Origin of the sequence: Herbiconiux sp. UC225_62, assembly GCF_042694625.1 — a bacterium.
In the GTDB taxonomy this organism is placed as follows: domain Bacteria; phylum Actinomycetota; class Actinomycetes; order Actinomycetales; family Microbacteriaceae; genus Herbiconiux.
This window is the reverse complement of sequence record NZ_CP170551.1, coordinates 2,806,682-2,819,954: the sequence shown is the minus strand read 5'-3', so window position 1 is coordinate 2,819,954 and position 13,273 is coordinate 2,806,682. Positions and strand designations below refer to the sequence as shown.

18 protein-coding genes are annotated in these 13,273 nt (G+C 64.3%); 11 read left to right on the top strand and 7 right to left on the bottom strand.

The genetic code is table 11. The features are described 5' to 3' along the window. Positions 1-42: 42 nt before the first annotated feature. A complete protein-coding gene (locus tag ACFJGU_RS13795) occupies positions 43-489 on the bottom strand; it encodes a hypothetical protein (RefSeq protein WP_382304078.1) in 447 nt (148 codons plus the stop codon). 365 nt (positions 490-854) lie between these two features. On the opposite strand from ACFJGU_RS13795, the gene ACFJGU_RS13790 reads away from it, so the two are divergent. The 4 genes from ACFJGU_RS13790 to ACFJGU_RS13775 are packed head-to-tail and all read left to right on the top strand — an operon-like array spanning position 855 to position 2,072. Then, positions 855-1,082, top strand: coding sequence for a hypothetical protein (locus tag ACFJGU_RS13790; protein WP_382304077.1), 228 nt, complete (start codon positions 855-857; stop codon positions 1,080-1,082). A gap of 51 nt (positions 1,083-1,133) precedes the next feature. Then, positions 1,134-1,415, top strand: a complete 282-nt coding sequence (locus tag ACFJGU_RS13785) for an ArsR/SmtB family transcription factor (RefSeq protein ID WP_382304076.1) — start codon at positions 1,134-1,136, stop codon at positions 1,413-1,415. After that, positions 1,412-1,801: a VOC family protein gene (locus ACFJGU_RS13780; protein ID WP_382304075.1), complete on the top strand. Its 390-nt coding sequence runs from the start codon at positions 1,412-1,414 to the stop codon at positions 1,799-1,801. Before ACFJGU_RS13785 ends, ACFJGU_RS13780 begins: the two co-directional genes overlap by 4 nt. Positions 1,802-1,811: 10 nt before the next feature. Further along, complete coding sequence (locus ACFJGU_RS13775) at positions 1,812-2,072, top strand: toxin-antitoxin system YwqK family antitoxin (protein ID WP_382304074.1); 261 nt, start codon at positions 1,812-1,814, stop codon at positions 2,070-2,072. Between the two features lie 77 nt (positions 2,073-2,149). Here ACFJGU_RS13775 and ACFJGU_RS13770 read toward each other — a convergent pair whose 3' ends face one another. Next, complete coding sequence (locus ACFJGU_RS13770; protein ID WP_382304073.1) at positions 2,150-2,392, bottom strand: helix-turn-helix domain-containing protein; 243 nt, start codon at positions 2,390-2,392, stop codon at positions 2,150-2,152. Positions 2,393-2,416: 24 nt separating this feature from the next. On the opposite strand from ACFJGU_RS13770, the gene ACFJGU_RS13765 reads away from it, so the two are divergent. Both ACFJGU_RS13765 and ACFJGU_RS13760 read left to right on the top strand, forming a co-directional pair. Continuing rightward, positions 2,417-2,869: a hypothetical protein gene (locus ACFJGU_RS13765; protein ID WP_382304072.1), complete on the top strand. Its 453-nt coding sequence runs from the start codon at positions 2,417-2,419 to the stop codon at positions 2,867-2,869. Positions 2,870-3,421: 552 nt separating this feature from the next. Next, on the top strand, positions 3,422-3,925 hold the full coding sequence (locus ACFJGU_RS13760) for a DinB family protein (protein ID WP_382304071.1): 504 nt from the start codon (positions 3,422-3,424) through the stop codon (positions 3,923-3,925). Between the two features lie 45 nt (positions 3,926-3,970). Here the strand turns inward: ACFJGU_RS13760 and ACFJGU_RS13755 are convergent, their stop codons facing one another. From ACFJGU_RS13755 to ACFJGU_RS13745, 3 genes are read right to left on the bottom strand one after another with little or no spacing between them, the layout of a single operon-like run. After that, on the bottom strand, positions 3,971-4,318 hold the full coding sequence (locus ACFJGU_RS13755; protein WP_382304070.1) for a type II toxin-antitoxin system PemK/MazF family toxin: 348 nt from the start codon (positions 4,316-4,318) through the stop codon (positions 3,971-3,973). Positions 4,319-4,329: 11 nt separating this feature from the next. Next, complete coding sequence (locus ACFJGU_RS13750; RefSeq protein WP_382304069.1) at positions 4,330-4,554, bottom strand: ribbon-helix-helix protein, CopG family; 225 nt, start codon at positions 4,552-4,554, stop codon at positions 4,330-4,332. A gap of 33 nt (positions 4,555-4,587) precedes the next feature. Beyond that, positions 4,588-5,238, bottom strand: a complete 651-nt coding sequence (locus ACFJGU_RS13745; protein WP_382304068.1) for a DUF6226 family protein — start codon at positions 5,236-5,238, stop codon at positions 4,588-4,590. A 111-nt stretch (positions 5,239-5,349) separates the two neighbouring features. Here ACFJGU_RS13745 and ACFJGU_RS13740 point away from each other — a divergent pair, with 111 nt between their 5' ends. Both ACFJGU_RS13740 and ACFJGU_RS13735 read left to right on the top strand, forming a co-directional pair. Then, the gene (locus tag ACFJGU_RS13740) at positions 5,350-5,982 is read left to right on the top strand and encodes a nucleotidyltransferase family protein (protein WP_382304067.1); all 633 of its coding nucleotides are present in this window, start codon (positions 5,350-5,352) and stop codon (positions 5,980-5,982) included. Continuing rightward, the gene (locus ACFJGU_RS13735; protein ID WP_382304066.1) at positions 5,975-6,376 is read left to right on the top strand and encodes a hypothetical protein; all 402 of its coding nucleotides are present in this window, start codon (positions 5,975-5,977) and stop codon (positions 6,374-6,376) included. Before ACFJGU_RS13740 ends, ACFJGU_RS13735 begins: the two co-directional genes overlap by 8 nt. A 92-nt stretch (positions 6,377-6,468) precedes the next feature. Here ACFJGU_RS13735 and ACFJGU_RS13730 read toward each other — a convergent pair whose 3' ends face one another. Continuing rightward, positions 6,469-7,155, bottom strand: a complete 687-nt coding sequence (locus ACFJGU_RS13730; RefSeq protein WP_382304065.1) for a TetR/AcrR family transcriptional regulator — start codon at positions 7,153-7,155, stop codon at positions 6,469-6,471. A gap of 83 nt (positions 7,156-7,238) precedes the next feature. Between ACFJGU_RS13730 and ACFJGU_RS13725 the strand changes: the two genes are divergently transcribed. Continuing rightward, positions 7,239-8,657: an MFS transporter gene (locus tag ACFJGU_RS13725; protein WP_382304064.1), complete on the top strand. Its 1,419-nt coding sequence runs from the start codon at positions 7,239-7,241 to the stop codon at positions 8,655-8,657. Between the two features lie 515 nt (positions 8,658-9,172). Here ACFJGU_RS13725 and ACFJGU_RS13720 read toward each other — a convergent pair. Then, positions 9,173-9,889, bottom strand: a complete 717-nt coding sequence (locus tag ACFJGU_RS13720; protein WP_382304063.1) for a hypothetical protein — start codon at positions 9,887-9,889, stop codon at positions 9,173-9,175. 995 nt (positions 9,890-10,884) lie between these two features. Here ACFJGU_RS13720 and ACFJGU_RS13715 point away from each other — a divergent pair. Together ACFJGU_RS13715 and ACFJGU_RS13710 are read left to right on the top strand one after the other, a co-directional pair. Continuing rightward, positions 10,885-11,106 carry a helix-turn-helix domain-containing protein gene (locus ACFJGU_RS13715; protein WP_382304062.1) on the top strand — a complete coding sequence of 74 codons (222 nt, stop codon included), beginning with the start codon at positions 10,885-10,887 and terminating at the stop codon, positions 11,104-11,106. 255 nt (positions 11,107-11,361) lie between these two features. Further along, positions 11,362-13,020 carry an ATP-dependent endonuclease gene (locus ACFJGU_RS13710; protein WP_382304061.1) on the top strand — a complete coding sequence of 553 codons (1,659 nt, stop codon included), beginning with the start codon at positions 11,362-11,364 and terminating at the stop codon, positions 13,018-13,020. Positions 13,021-13,273 lie beyond the last annotated feature (253 nt).

Genomic DNA, 13,273 nt, shown 5'->3' with positions numbered 1-13,273 from the left:
GGAACGCGCAAAAGTCACACGACAGGGGAAAGCCCATGTGTGCTACGTCGACACGACGTGGATGATCAGCGCGATCCCGCCGACCACCGTCACGCACCCGATCACGACCCCCCAGATCGCGAGTACTCGACCACGGGTGCCGTTCGCCGCGCAGGCGCTCAACCCGTTGGCCGAAACCAAGACGGCGGCAATCGTCAGTATGACAACCAGCCCGGGGGTCACCGTCCAGGCAAACGGAAGAAACGCGTACCCGCCGGCCACGATGCCAACGACCGAGAGCACGAACCCGGCCACTGCTGACGGCTGCCAGTAGTGCGCGTTGCCCTCCCTGCGTCCTTGATCCCGCTCCCAGATCTCAAAGTAGGCGGCGACCTGCGATTCGTCGGCGAGCACCTCGCGAACCTCAGCCTCAGTCATCGGCAGGCCAAGCGCTGCCCGCCGCGACGGATCACCGAGCGCATCGCGAAATTGCTCGAGCGTGAGCGTCAACGATCCCCCGATCAGTGATGGGCTCGCTTCAGCGAGACGAGCGCTGCCTGATGCACCGCCACTTCCGGAGACTAGCAAAGGCGAAGGACGCTCCCCCGCCCGAACAACCGTGTGGTCAGGTATCGCCTGCACGCATCGCGCGGACGCTGATCGATCTGACTGACGTCGCGCCACCCAGATGTGCGCCTCGACGACCGCCGCCGGACGATCGCGGCAAGATGAACAGTCGAAGAAGATGGTGCTTACCCGGTTGTTCCGCTGCAGGGAGGAGCTCACACTCGAAATGTGAGCCCCGAGGAGATCACCGCACTCTGCGCCCTCATCATGCCTGCCATTTCGGGCGCCAGGTCAGCGAGGCATTTACGATGACCCCGCCCCGCCAAGCGTCACGGCCACAGCGACGCATCCATCCGGCTTTCGGTGCCTTCCGGATCGCCGGGATCACCTGCGCCGCGCTCGCGATCACGACCTTCGCGTTGGGTTTGCTGATCTTTCTCAGCGGCAACGAGGTCGCATTCCTCCTGCTGATCTTCGCGCTCGGCGCCTTCGTTCTGAGCATCGGACTTCTCGCAGCAGCCCGCCGCCTGTCATAGCGGCACGAGCGAGACTTGACATGCAAGTAACCACTTGCCTATGGTGAGCACGTGGCCGACGTGTTCAAGGCGATTGCCGATGAGACGAGGCGGGCCCTGCTCGACGAACTCCTGGAGCGCGACGAACAGACCCTGTTCGAACTCTGTTCGAAGCTCGCGATGAAGCACGACCTGACGCCCTCGCGGCAGGCCGTGTCGCAGCACCTCGACGTGCTCGAGCAGGCGGGTCTCGTGCGCACCGAGCGCCGCGGCCGCTACAAATTCCACACCATCGACACGACACCGCTGTCGCAGATCACCGAGCGATGGCCCCCGAGAAAGGCGAAACCGTGAAGCTTCAGACCGTGAGCATCTTCGTCGACGACCAGCAGCGCGCACTCGACTTCTACACCTCGCGCCTGGGGTTCACCGTCGCGGCCGACATCCCGTTGGGCGAGCATCGCTGGCTCACCGTCGTCGACCCGGAGCAGCCGAACGGCACCCAGATCTCGTTGGAGCCGAAGGGCCACCCCGCCGTCATCCCGTTCACCGACGCCCTCGTCGCCGACGGCATCCCGTTCTGCGTCCTCGGCGTCGACGACGTGCAGGCCGAGTACGAGCGCCTCGTCGGTCTCGGTGAGACCTTCACGCAACCGCCCACCGACATGGGTCCGGTGATCATCGCCGTGCTCGACGACACCTGCGGCAACCTCCTGCAGCTCGCCCAGTTCACGGGCTGAGGCGGCGACGATGGCACCGGCGCACGACGACACCGACACCGACACCGACACCGACCAGCTCATACCGCACACCCGGCTGCACCGAGACGGCTCGGTCTGGGCGCGAGGGCAGACGCGCAACGGCGAGCCGGAGGGCTATTGGGAGTGGTTCCGCATCGACGGCACCATCATGCGATCGGGCACGTTCGAGTCGGGCGCCCAGGTGGGCGAGTGGATCACCTACGACAAGAACGGCGCCCCACACAAGACGACACAGATGAAGCGCAGCTGACACGTCGCCGCCCTGCGCCCGATCTCAGGTCGCCCTGCGCCAGTGACTTGGCGTCGTGCCATATCGTTGTCGGAACATCAGGTTGAAGAGGGAACGAAACCTAGCTCCACCGCGACCTCGAGAATGCGCGCACGCGTGCTGTCCGAAACCCCGAGACGATTGTTCAGCGCGCTCGAGACCGAGGAGATCGCGACACCGGCCGTTGCGCGACATCCACGATCGTCGCCCGATTGGCCATTCGTCCGTCTGCGCCGGATGCCCTCGACGACAGCGGCCGGGGCGCCACCCCAGCACCTCTGCTCGCGGGGACACGGCGTCATCCGGTCGGTCGATAGGCTCCGGCCATGGGGTTTTCACTGCTCGGACTGGTGGTCTCGGCGGCCGTGCTCGCCCCCAACCTCCTGCTGCTGCCGTTCCCGCCGCGGGATTCGTTGCCCGACTCGACGGCGCCGGCCCCCTTGACCTGGGTCGAGCGGGCGGGGCAGGCCCTGTGCCTGGTGGTGCCCGCGCTCACCGCTCCGGGCCCGCTGATCTGGTGGTGGCTGCCGCTGGTCGCGCTGTCGCTCGGCGGCTATTACGCGCTGTGGGGCAGATACCTGGCACGAGGCCGCGCGGCCTGGGACCTCTATCGGCCCGTGTGGCGGATGCCCGTCCCGATGGCCGTGCTCCCGGTCGTGACCTTCGCCGCGACGGCCGCGTGGCTGAGCAACCCATGGATCGCCGCATCCGCCGTCGTCCTCGCCGTCGGCCACCTCCGGGTCTCCCTCTCGATCGCCCGCCGCTTCGCGCCACCCTGACCGGTCTCGCGGCCGCTCCGCCCGGCCATACGGCCGGTGCGACGCAACTCGAGGCCTGGCAGACTGCTGGCATGTCGATCCCGCCGCGCCTGTCGGTCGTGACCCTCGGCGCCCGCGACCTCCCCGCGCTGCGCCGCTTCTAAGGCGCGCTCGGCTGGCCCGAGATCGAGGGCAGCGACGACGGATGGTGCGCCTACCTGCTGGGCGGAGTGCTGCTGGCGCTCTACCCCGCTGCCGACCGCGCAGCGGAAGCCGGCGCCGAGGTCGGGCAGCCGGGAGCGTGGTCGGGAGTGACCCTCGCCTGCAACGTCGACTCCCCGGCGGAGGTCGACGAGGCCTTCCGCACCGCAGTCGAGGCAGGCGCCACGGCGATCTCGCACCCGACGACGCGGGAGTGGGGCGGCCGATCCGGCTACATCGCGACCCTGAGGGCAACCGCTGGGAGATCGCCTGGGCTTCGACCGCGCGCTTCGACGACCGCGGCGCGCTCACGAGCTTCGGCTCGTAGCAACGACCCGTGCGGTCGCGCCCGAGCCCGGTCATACTCGACGGATGGAACGCACCGATCATCCGCAGGCCTGGGACGAACGATCCACCCTCCTCACCATGCTCCAGTACACCCGTGACACGGGCATCGAGAAGGCCACAGGCCTCACGGATGCCCAAGCCGCCGCCACTCCCCTCGCCACCTCCCCGCTGATGAGCGTCGGCGCCGTGCTCAACCACATGCGCTGGGTCGAGCACTCGTGGATCGAGAACCGCTTCGTCGGCGGCCCCGACCTCGGGCCGTGGACCGACGAGTCCCCCGACCAGGAGTTCATCGACGGCTCCGTCCTGCCGCTGCAGACCGTGATCGACGGCTACCGCGCGCAGGCTGCAACGACGGATGCGCTCATCGCCGGCCTCGAGCTCGACGACCGGTCGCAAACCGCGTTCCGTTCGGGCGAGCATCCGACGCTCCGCTGGGTGATCCTCCACCTCATCGAGGAGAACGCCCGCCACAATGGCCACATCGACATCCTCCGCGAGCTCGCCGACGGCACCACGGGCGACTGAGCGCCCCGACGCACTCCCTCTGTCACTGCGTGAACCTTGATCACGTCAGAGCGACAGATGGAACCGGAGTGCGTGGTCGACCTGCTGCATCACCCAGCCGGGCGCGAAACCTCGCCTACCAGTAATTCGCTCGACAGATACCGTGCGCACCTGCTCCGCCTGCACCTTCGAGGTGCTCGTCAATCCCATCGCATCCAGCGCCTCAGTGTCCGAGATGAGCACCTGGAACTCCCCCCGCGCATTCGTCACATTCGTGGTCAACGGCACGATCGTGATGGTTCCCCGACCCATCACGGTCGCCGCCTCGTTGGCGCCGTCGTTGCTGACGATGAGGCACGGTCGTGTCTTCGCCGCCTCGCCGGCTTCAGCCGGGTCGAGGCGCACCGCGACCACGTCTCCTCGCCTCACGCTCCGAGGCCGTCAGCCTCGACCGACTCCCACGCATCAGACTCACCGGACTCGATCCATTCATCGTTCGCCCTCGCGTAGTCGCTGACCGCTGCGCGCTCTCGAGCGATGCGCACAAGGTCGTGGATGGCGGCCGACCGGTTGCCCGACCTGGCACGCGCGAGCTCGTCGATGTACTCGACGTCGCTCTCAGAGAGGCTCACGCTCAGCTTCATGGTCATACCAAAATCCTACCGCAGTCCGACCGAGCCTTTCTAGCCCGATGTGCGCTTCGACCACGCGGCCCACTCCGCCGCGATGGTGCGCAGCGCCGACTCCGCGGCTGCATAACGCTCCGGTGCCATCTCCGGCTCGCGGGACTCGCCGGATGACGCGCCGTCGGGATAGACGAACGCGTACGACACCGAGGGCTCACCCTCGCGCCGCTCGAGCTTCTCGCGATAGTGCCCACTGACGACAGCGAGCACCTGCTGCTCCAGCCGGTCGGCCTCGGCCTGCCACGTCGAGTCGCAGGCATCGCAGCCACACACCGGGTAGTGGAAATCGTGCAGCACTCCCGCGTGCAGGTAGATGCCCGGGTACGCGTCCATCACCACCGTGACGGATGCGCAGGCCGGGTCACGAGGTCGCACCCGAACGGCGCGCACGACGTCGTGCGAAGGGGCACGGATGAGATCCGCCACCACGTCAGCGCCCTCTTCGATCTCGACGTCGTACGTGTCGCCCAGGTGCGCGATGAGAGCATCCGCCACGGCATGAAGCGCGGCGAACCGCTCTGGATGCGTGTCCACCGAGTAGGTGCCTTCCGGCGGCAACCCCACCCACCGGTTCCCGTACTCGATGACCCGCCCGTCGCCATCGCGAAACACCGCCGCCTCGATGGATGGACGAACGTACCTGCTCACCCGCCCATCCTCCCCCACGCGCCGACATTCTCTTCAAGGGGTCAGCACAACTCAGGTTGGCTTTATGCAACTAGAGTTGCTTTCTGGCAACTTCAGTTGCATGATAAACGAATGGATCTCGAGTCGCCTCTCCGCACCATCGCCTCACCGGTTGAGGCAGAGTCGCTTCGCGTTCTGGCCGGAGCAGACACCGAGTTCAGTGCCTCCGAAGTTCACCGACTCGTCGAGTCCGCGTCCCTCTTTGGCGTTCGCAAGGCGCTCACTCGCCTGGCCGACGCAGGCCTTGTCCTGTCGACCGTTCGAGGAAATACCACGTTCTGGCGTGGAAACCGGCAGCACGTTCTGTGGCCCGCGATCGAGTCGGCCGCCGACGCGCGTCGAGTATTGCTTGAGCGCATCCGTGCCGAGCTGGCTATGCGCACAGGCGTCGCGGCCTACCTCTATGGGTCATTTGCGAGGAGGGCAGCTGGGCCCAATTCTGATATCGACATTCTCATCGTGTATCCGGACGACACCTCACACGACGCGATGATGGATTTCGCCTTTGGCCTCAGCGAGCAGATCAGGGCGTGGACAGGCAACGAGGGGCACCTCTACAACGCCACGCGCACGTGGCTTCAGGAGTCGATCGAAGCCGCTGACCCCGTCATGGTGTCCATCCGCCACGATGCGGTGACGCTGATCGGCCCGGAGTTCGAGCAGCTCCTCCGCGACCTCGAGGCAGAGAAGCTCGCGCATGCCTAAGAACAGCACCGTGGCCCTGGACAAGGCGGGCGCTCGTGCCAGGTTGAAGGAGGCTGGCGTCTACCTCGCCATGGCCGAACTCGCCGGCTCCGGTAATTCGGCAGAGAGCAAGGTCGCAGGCTCGAACGCGATCCTCGCCGGCATCGCTGCGGCTGATGCGATCTGTGGCCTGGTGCTGGGTGAGCGTAGCGCCGGCGACGACCACACTCAGGCCATCAACCTTCTCAAGAGGGCCATCCACCCGTCCACCAAAGCCGCGACCAGTCTGAAACGACTCCTCACGCAGAAGACGCCGGTGCAGTACGGCGCCGATGCGATCAGCGCGAGCGATGCGGCCGATCTGATCAAATGGGCGCGCGACATCGTGCAAGAGGCAGAAGCCAAAGACCGATAGGCGTTCAGGCGCCACCGACGCAAGCGTTTAGTACTTGGGAGCGGGCGTCACCTCGCGTCACGCCAGAGCCACCCCGTGGCCGTGGCAGGCACTCAGCGGTGCGGACGCACGCTCGCGCTGGCAAGGATTCCGTTGACGATCGCGGTGGTCGCCCATCGGGTCCGCTCGTCCGGCGTCCCCGACGTGAAGACCGCCGATCCCGCCCGATGCAGCGACGGATGCCGCTCGGCGGTCGCCGCGTTCAGCGTCTCCGTGAGGTCGGCGAGGTCCTGCCCCGTCGGGGTCGCGTGGGCGGCCCATTCGGCCGCGGAAGCCGTTGCGTGCTGGAGCAGGAGGTCGACCCCCCGGGCCGCGGTCTCGATGTCGACTCCGGCCGCGTCGAGCAGCCGCATGAGCAGCTCGAGGAGGTCGAGGTAGTGGGGGCCGTCGGGCCAGGTGGTCAGTGCTGCTGACGCGAGTCCGGGCTGGCTCGCCAGCAGGCCGGCGTAGTCGTCGACCACCCGCTGCAGCCGTTCCCGCCAAGGCTCTCGCTCGTCCCAGGCGAGATCGAGCTCGGACAGGTACCGGTCGATGAGCAGCGCGTTAAGCTCGGTCGTGTTGCGGACGTAGACGTAGAGCGATGCCGGCCCCGTGTCGAGCTCGGAGGCGAGTCGACGCATGGTCAAGGCGGCGGCACCCTCTCGACGGACGACATCGACGGCGGCATCGAGGATCGCCGCTCGCGACAGCGGCGGCTTCGCGGGCCGATCCCGGCGACTGATCGGTTCAGGTCGTGCCATGTCCACAGCGTAGTCGGGTTGCATCGTAACGAACACGTTCGTTACGATGCTGTTCGTAGTAATTCTCGCGGGAAAGGAACTCCATGACCAGCACAGCAACGACAGCCGTTACCCCGTCGCTGTCGACTAAGGGTGTATGGCTGACGCTGATCGTGGTGCTCCTCGCCGACGCGATGGATCTCATCGATTCGACGATCACCAACGTCGCGGCGCCGTCGATCGTCGCCGACCTCGGAGCAGACGAGAACGTCATCAAGTGGCTCGGTGCCGCCTACGCTCTCGCGCTCGGCTCGCTCCTCGTGCTGGGCGGCCGCATCGGCGACAAGTACGGCCAGCGCGGCACGTTCCTCATCGGGATGGCGGGCTTCGTCGCCGCCTCGGCGGCGGCCGGCCTCGCCCTGTCGCCCGAGATGCTGGTCGGAGCACGGGTCGCGCAGGGCGTCTTCGGGGCCTTCCTCATCCCGCAGGGCATGGCGATCATGACCGCCACCTTCCCGAAGCCCGCGCTGCAGAAGGCGTTCAGCGCGTTCGCCCCGATGCTCGGCGTGTTCGCGGTCGCCGGCCCCCTGCTCGGTGGCCTCCTGATCGACGCGAACCTGTTCGGCCTCGAGTGGCGCCCGGTCTTCCTCATCAACCTCGTGCTCGGCGGGTTCGCCCTGGTGATGGCGGTGAAGTTCCTGCCGCACGTCCCACCGCGGCCGACGACACGCATCGACGTGTTCGGAAGTGTCCTGCTCGTCGTGGCGCTCTTCGGGGTGCTGTTCGGGCTCATCGAGGGTTCGAGCAGCGGATGGGGTACCCCCGCGATCGCGTCCCTCGTCGTCGGCGCGATCGTGTTCGCCGGGTTCGTGTGGCGGCAGGCGCGCACGCCCGACCCGCTGCTGCCGCGCACCCTGCTCGCGAACCGCGGGTTCACGGCGGGCCTCATCGTCGGTCTCCTGGTGTTCGCCGGCTTCAGCGGCCTGATGTATGTCATCTCGCTGTTCCTGCAGCTCGGACTCGACTACTCCCCCACCCAGACCTCGCTGAGCCTCATCCCGCTCACCCTCGGCATCATGGGCGGCTCGGGCATCGCCGCCGCCCTGATCGTGAAGCTCGCCCGTCGCCTGGTCATGCTCGGCCTCGTCGCGATGCTCGCCGGAGTCGGGCTCATGCTCGTGTTCGTCACCGTCGCGGGATCCGACCTCACCTGGTGGCAGCTCGCCATCGCCACCCTGTTCATGGGGCTCGGTGCGGGCATCTGCTTCAGCTCCATCTTCAACACCGCGCTCGGCGACGTCGACGCCCACGAGGCAGGTTCGGCCAGCGGATCACTGAGCGCCGTCCAGCAGGTCGCCAACGGCATCGGCTCGGCACTGGTCACCAGCATCTTCCTCACGCTGCTACCCGGCGGCGACGTGGGCGCGGTCTCCGTGACACTCATCGTGCTGCTCGCGCTCCTCGTCGCGTGCCTCTTGGTCGTGCCGCTGCTGCCCCGCACTGCTGTCGCCGAGGTGGAGTGACCCGGGTCACAGCCGCTCACGCCCCGCCTGCGTCGAGTGTCGGCGAGTCGGCCGAAGAGCCAGGAGCCGAGCGGGCGAACCACGAACGGCAGGGCGAAGAGCCCGTAGACGTAAATCAGTGAATCGGGCGAGTCGGGATCGAAGAACTCGGCACGGAAGTGCGGAGCGAAGGTGGTGTAGTGGTAGAGGTGAACCACCACACGAAATTGGGCACCGAACCCGCCAGGACGACTCCCACCTGGGCGCGACGATAGGGTGCGGCCCTGCTGTCGCCGACGGGGTGGGAATCGCCCGACGACCTACCGAATGCACGGCGCCCCAAAATCGCGGGTCACGAGAGGCCCGCAAGCATTCTCGACGAGGCACCCGGCCCCTTCCCCACCCCAAGTCGATGATCGCGCGGCCCTCGACAGGCTTGTCATCGCACGTTTCCTGAAGTCGAAATCTACGGCCTAGCGAGAGCCTCGTTTACCGGAGAGCCGATTAGGGCTCCGGAGGAGGTGCAGCCCAATCTCTCATCGCTCATCGGAGGCGCCTCCAACCGCCACCTTTGAAACGCCCGGAAGTAGACCTTTGTCATCCAAGTCTCGGTAGTCCGCAAAGACCGCCCGAAGGATCTGAGAATCAGTAAGGGTCGGTTTGGCCTCGTCTGGTAGTTCAGAGCGCATCGTCTGGATGAGTTTGCTGAATGCACTCCAGAGATGCATCTTCTGTAGATCGCTAAAGGGTTGGTCCTCCTTTGCCCTTTCGACCTGCGAATCTACTACGGCCTTAGCTGCGACGTCCCACTCTTCGAGTGCCTTCACCACTTCTGCCGAACCCCACATCACGACGCGCCCTCGATCTTCAGCCATGGACACAAGGTCCACGGTTGTGACAAATTGCTTGACCGCAGAGACTGCAATCTTGTCGTAGTATCCGGCTCGGATCTTCCAAGTCTCAAACTCGCGGTCTTTGTCGCGTTTGATCGCTTCATCGGTTTCCGCGGCGGCCCGCTGATCTTCCCAGCTGACTGCGGCATATAGGGCCACGCTGCCTGCCAACGCGCCGATTGTGAGCGTGGCACCCGCAGGTGCGATGATAGGCGGCCAATTGGTAAGCGTCATCCAGCCATCAGGTGCCGGGATACTGCCGGCCAACAGTGCAAGGCCGACGACTCCCACAACTAGAGCGCCCCAATACAAGGGGCGCTTTGGAAGCCGATGTTTCGCCGCGTTCTCGTTTGTTCTCACGGTCTAGAAACGTATCCCACATAGGGGCACCCCATACGGCGGGGTATCACTCGATCCCCAGATCCTGCGACGCGCAGCACGCATGAATTTGCCTCGGCGACTAGGTCGCTGGCCTGCACCCGTCCCGTGACTCGCGCACCCTCAACTAGACATGTGAGGGCGCGTTGAGCGAGCGCCCCTTGCAAATGATCTCGGATTCGATATTCGGGCGAGCCACGTGAGCATCGTCGGAAAGCTGAAACGGAACCAATCCCCCAACAGGCACTGCTCCCGGTTCTCCACAATGCCGACGATCGCACGACCATCGACCGGTCTACCGGCGGGCCTTTCGGATGTCGACGTGACTGCGTAAAGCGGCTCATCCTTCGCAGGGCACAGCCCCGGATGCCGTGACTAAGGCGGCCACCCACTCGAGATCCGGAAACGCGCGCTCGACCGAGACTACGCGCATTCGATCGTCTGAGCCTCGACTCGCAACACACAGAGGTCACTGCCTTCAAGCCCCGGCGGTTGGGACGCCCGAAGCGCGCCCGTCACTACGACTCGCACACCCTCAACCACGCACGCGAGGGCGCGGTGCGCGAGCGCGCCCTCGCAGATGATCTCGCATGTAGGATCCGGGCGACCCGCATGTACATCGTCGGAGAGCAGGAACGCAACCCATTCCCCGGCTGGCCCTTCACCAACGAACGGCTCACTCGACACGCATCCACGCACCTCAACCTGCGAGAACATGCGACTCCAGCTCCTCGCCAGGCAAACACTCGCAGCACTCGGCGACTGCCTCCGATTGCTGCTTGATCCAGATCTCATTGGCGCACTCTTCGGAGCAGGCCAACCGGTCGTACCGCATCTCTTCGCGCGGCACCCGAATGCCGCATTGCCTGCACCGACGCATTCTGTCCTTGAATCTCACCCAGAGCCTCCATTCGCTACCACCAATGCTACTCATAAGTATGTAGACCTTCAAGTATCATTCCGCGACGCTCAATCAGATGGAAGGCGACCTGCAAAAGACCCTCGGCCGCAATCTGCGCCGGCTACGCGAGAGCCAGGGCATGAGTCAAGAAGACTTTGCCAACAAGCTCGGCTACCACCGCACCTACCTCGGCGGCGTCGAGCGAGGCGAGCGAAACCTCACCCTGCGTTCGGTCGAACGGATCGCCCAGCTCACGGACAGCAACCCGATTTCCCTTCTAATCGACACGGAATTGTGATCAAGACGCAACCGAATTCACACACCCGATTGACCAGTTCACGATCACCGAGGGTGTGAGAGTGCAGCGACGATTGTTGAGTCGCACCGTAGTTCGCGAAAACAGAAAGGATGAGTCCCTCCCTCGAGCCCGGCGCAAGCTCGAGCCTGTAGCGAGGCGGCCAAGAATGGCCAACGTGCGAACTGTGGTGTAGCGCAGGACAACGCGCTGGGCCGGACGCGTCCAATGTGGCGCTCAATGAGCCATTCTTAGGAAATGACCTTCAGCCACAGAATCGCCAGTCTTCGAGACAGTCAAGGTTCAACCTTCTCCTTCCCAAAGTCGGGTGTTATCTGTGTCGTCGGTGGCAACAACGCAGGCAAGTCCCAACTATTGCGCGACATCTATGCCTCCATCGATGAAAACTCCGCCCGGCCGGTGACTTTTAGCGACCTTCAGGTGACGCAAACCAAAGGAACAATCGATGACGCCGCAGCGTGGCTAGAGGAGCACGGCGAGAGGCTAAGAAATGAACCGGGGTACGGCCCGTCGTATGTGCCTCGGCACTCCCGTTTCGGTACGAATGGAATGGAGGCAAATCAGAACTTCGTGATGTGGTTCAAAGGCACACCATACCTAGGAAATGCTGCCCGCTTTTTTGTGGACCACATACCGGCCGGATCTCTGTCTCAGTTCGCTAGTGGCTCAATCGCGTCGGATAGCTCGTACGGTGCGCTCAATACGCCATTAACAGCGATCTACGCCGACGGTGAACTAGAGCAGCAACTGTCTGATCTATCGCAACAGACCTTCGGATTGCCGCTCACTCTCGATCGAGTCGGCGTCAGCATTCGCCTCGCCATTGGCGAAGTGGATGTTCCGATACCGCCCATCAATCGACCTACTCACGAGTACGCTGCAGCAGTGCAAGCACTGCCACTTTTCGACCATCAGGGCGACGGGGTGAAGAGCTTCATCGGCCTCGCGTTGAAGGTTATGACTCGCTCCACCGAAATATTGCTCGTGGATGAGCCGGAGGCATTTCTTCATCCCGGGCAGGCGCGAGCACTTGGCAGATGGATAGGCCAAGCGGCTAGCGAACTCGATCTGCAAATATTTGTCGCTACCCACGATCGTGACTTTGTACTCGGGCTATTGGAGGCAGACAACACTCCAGCGCTGTCCGTGCTTCGTATCACGCGAGAGGACGGCGGCAGTGCAATGGCCCAGCTTCCGCCTGACGAAGTTCGCGCAGTATGGGAGGACCCAGTGCTGCGGTACTCGAACGTCTTGCAAGGCTTGTTCCACCGCAAGGTCTTCGTTTGCGAAAGCGACGGCGATTGTCGCTTCTATGGAGCAGCCTTCGACCAACTCGCCATAGAGTCCGATCAGCGGGCCGTATCTGACGACACCTTGTTCGTACCCAGCGGAAGCAAGAACCGAATTGGGGCGCTACTTCGCGCACTCTCATCCCTGAGGGTCGAGGCAGCAGCCATTGTTGATTTTGACATCTTCAAGAGCAAAGCAGATCTAAAGGGAATCGTCACCGCGACCGGAGGCATTTGGTCGGCCGAAATGGATGTCTGCTACAACACACTTCTGCAGCCGATCAATGCGGCGAAAGCCCAAGGAAATGACCGCTGGCCCGAGCTGAAGCAAAGTGGCATGGCCGCGGTGGCTCCAGGTAGCCCCTATCGTGCGGCGCAGGACTTGCTCGGTCTACTAGCCAACACTCACGTGCACGTTGTGCCGGTAGGCGAAATGGAAGGATTTGACCGCGCCTCGAATCTGCATGGAGCGGCATGGGTTTCATCAGCCCTGGAAAACGGTAGCCACACCAGCAAAGCAGTCACCGACTTCGTTATACCAATGCTTGCGAGCACTCCCCACCTGTCAGATGAGGTTGAGATCTCCAGAAACGACGGAGGTGCATAAACGAGCTCTAGCGACTGTCATGGTCCTCTCGCACGAATTCTCGGCGGTCAAATGCGAATACGGGCCCGTGAGGTTGAATCAGACCCGGCATAACCATGTAAGTCACTCTGCGGAGCTATCTGCCAAGCGCTCGATCGCGATTTGCCCACGCACACCTGCCCATACCTTGCAGACGATCGGGTGATCTGTAGAGATCCGAACGAATCAACCATCGCCGGGGCGATACAGTCAGTCTGGTCTCTAGAAAGGACAC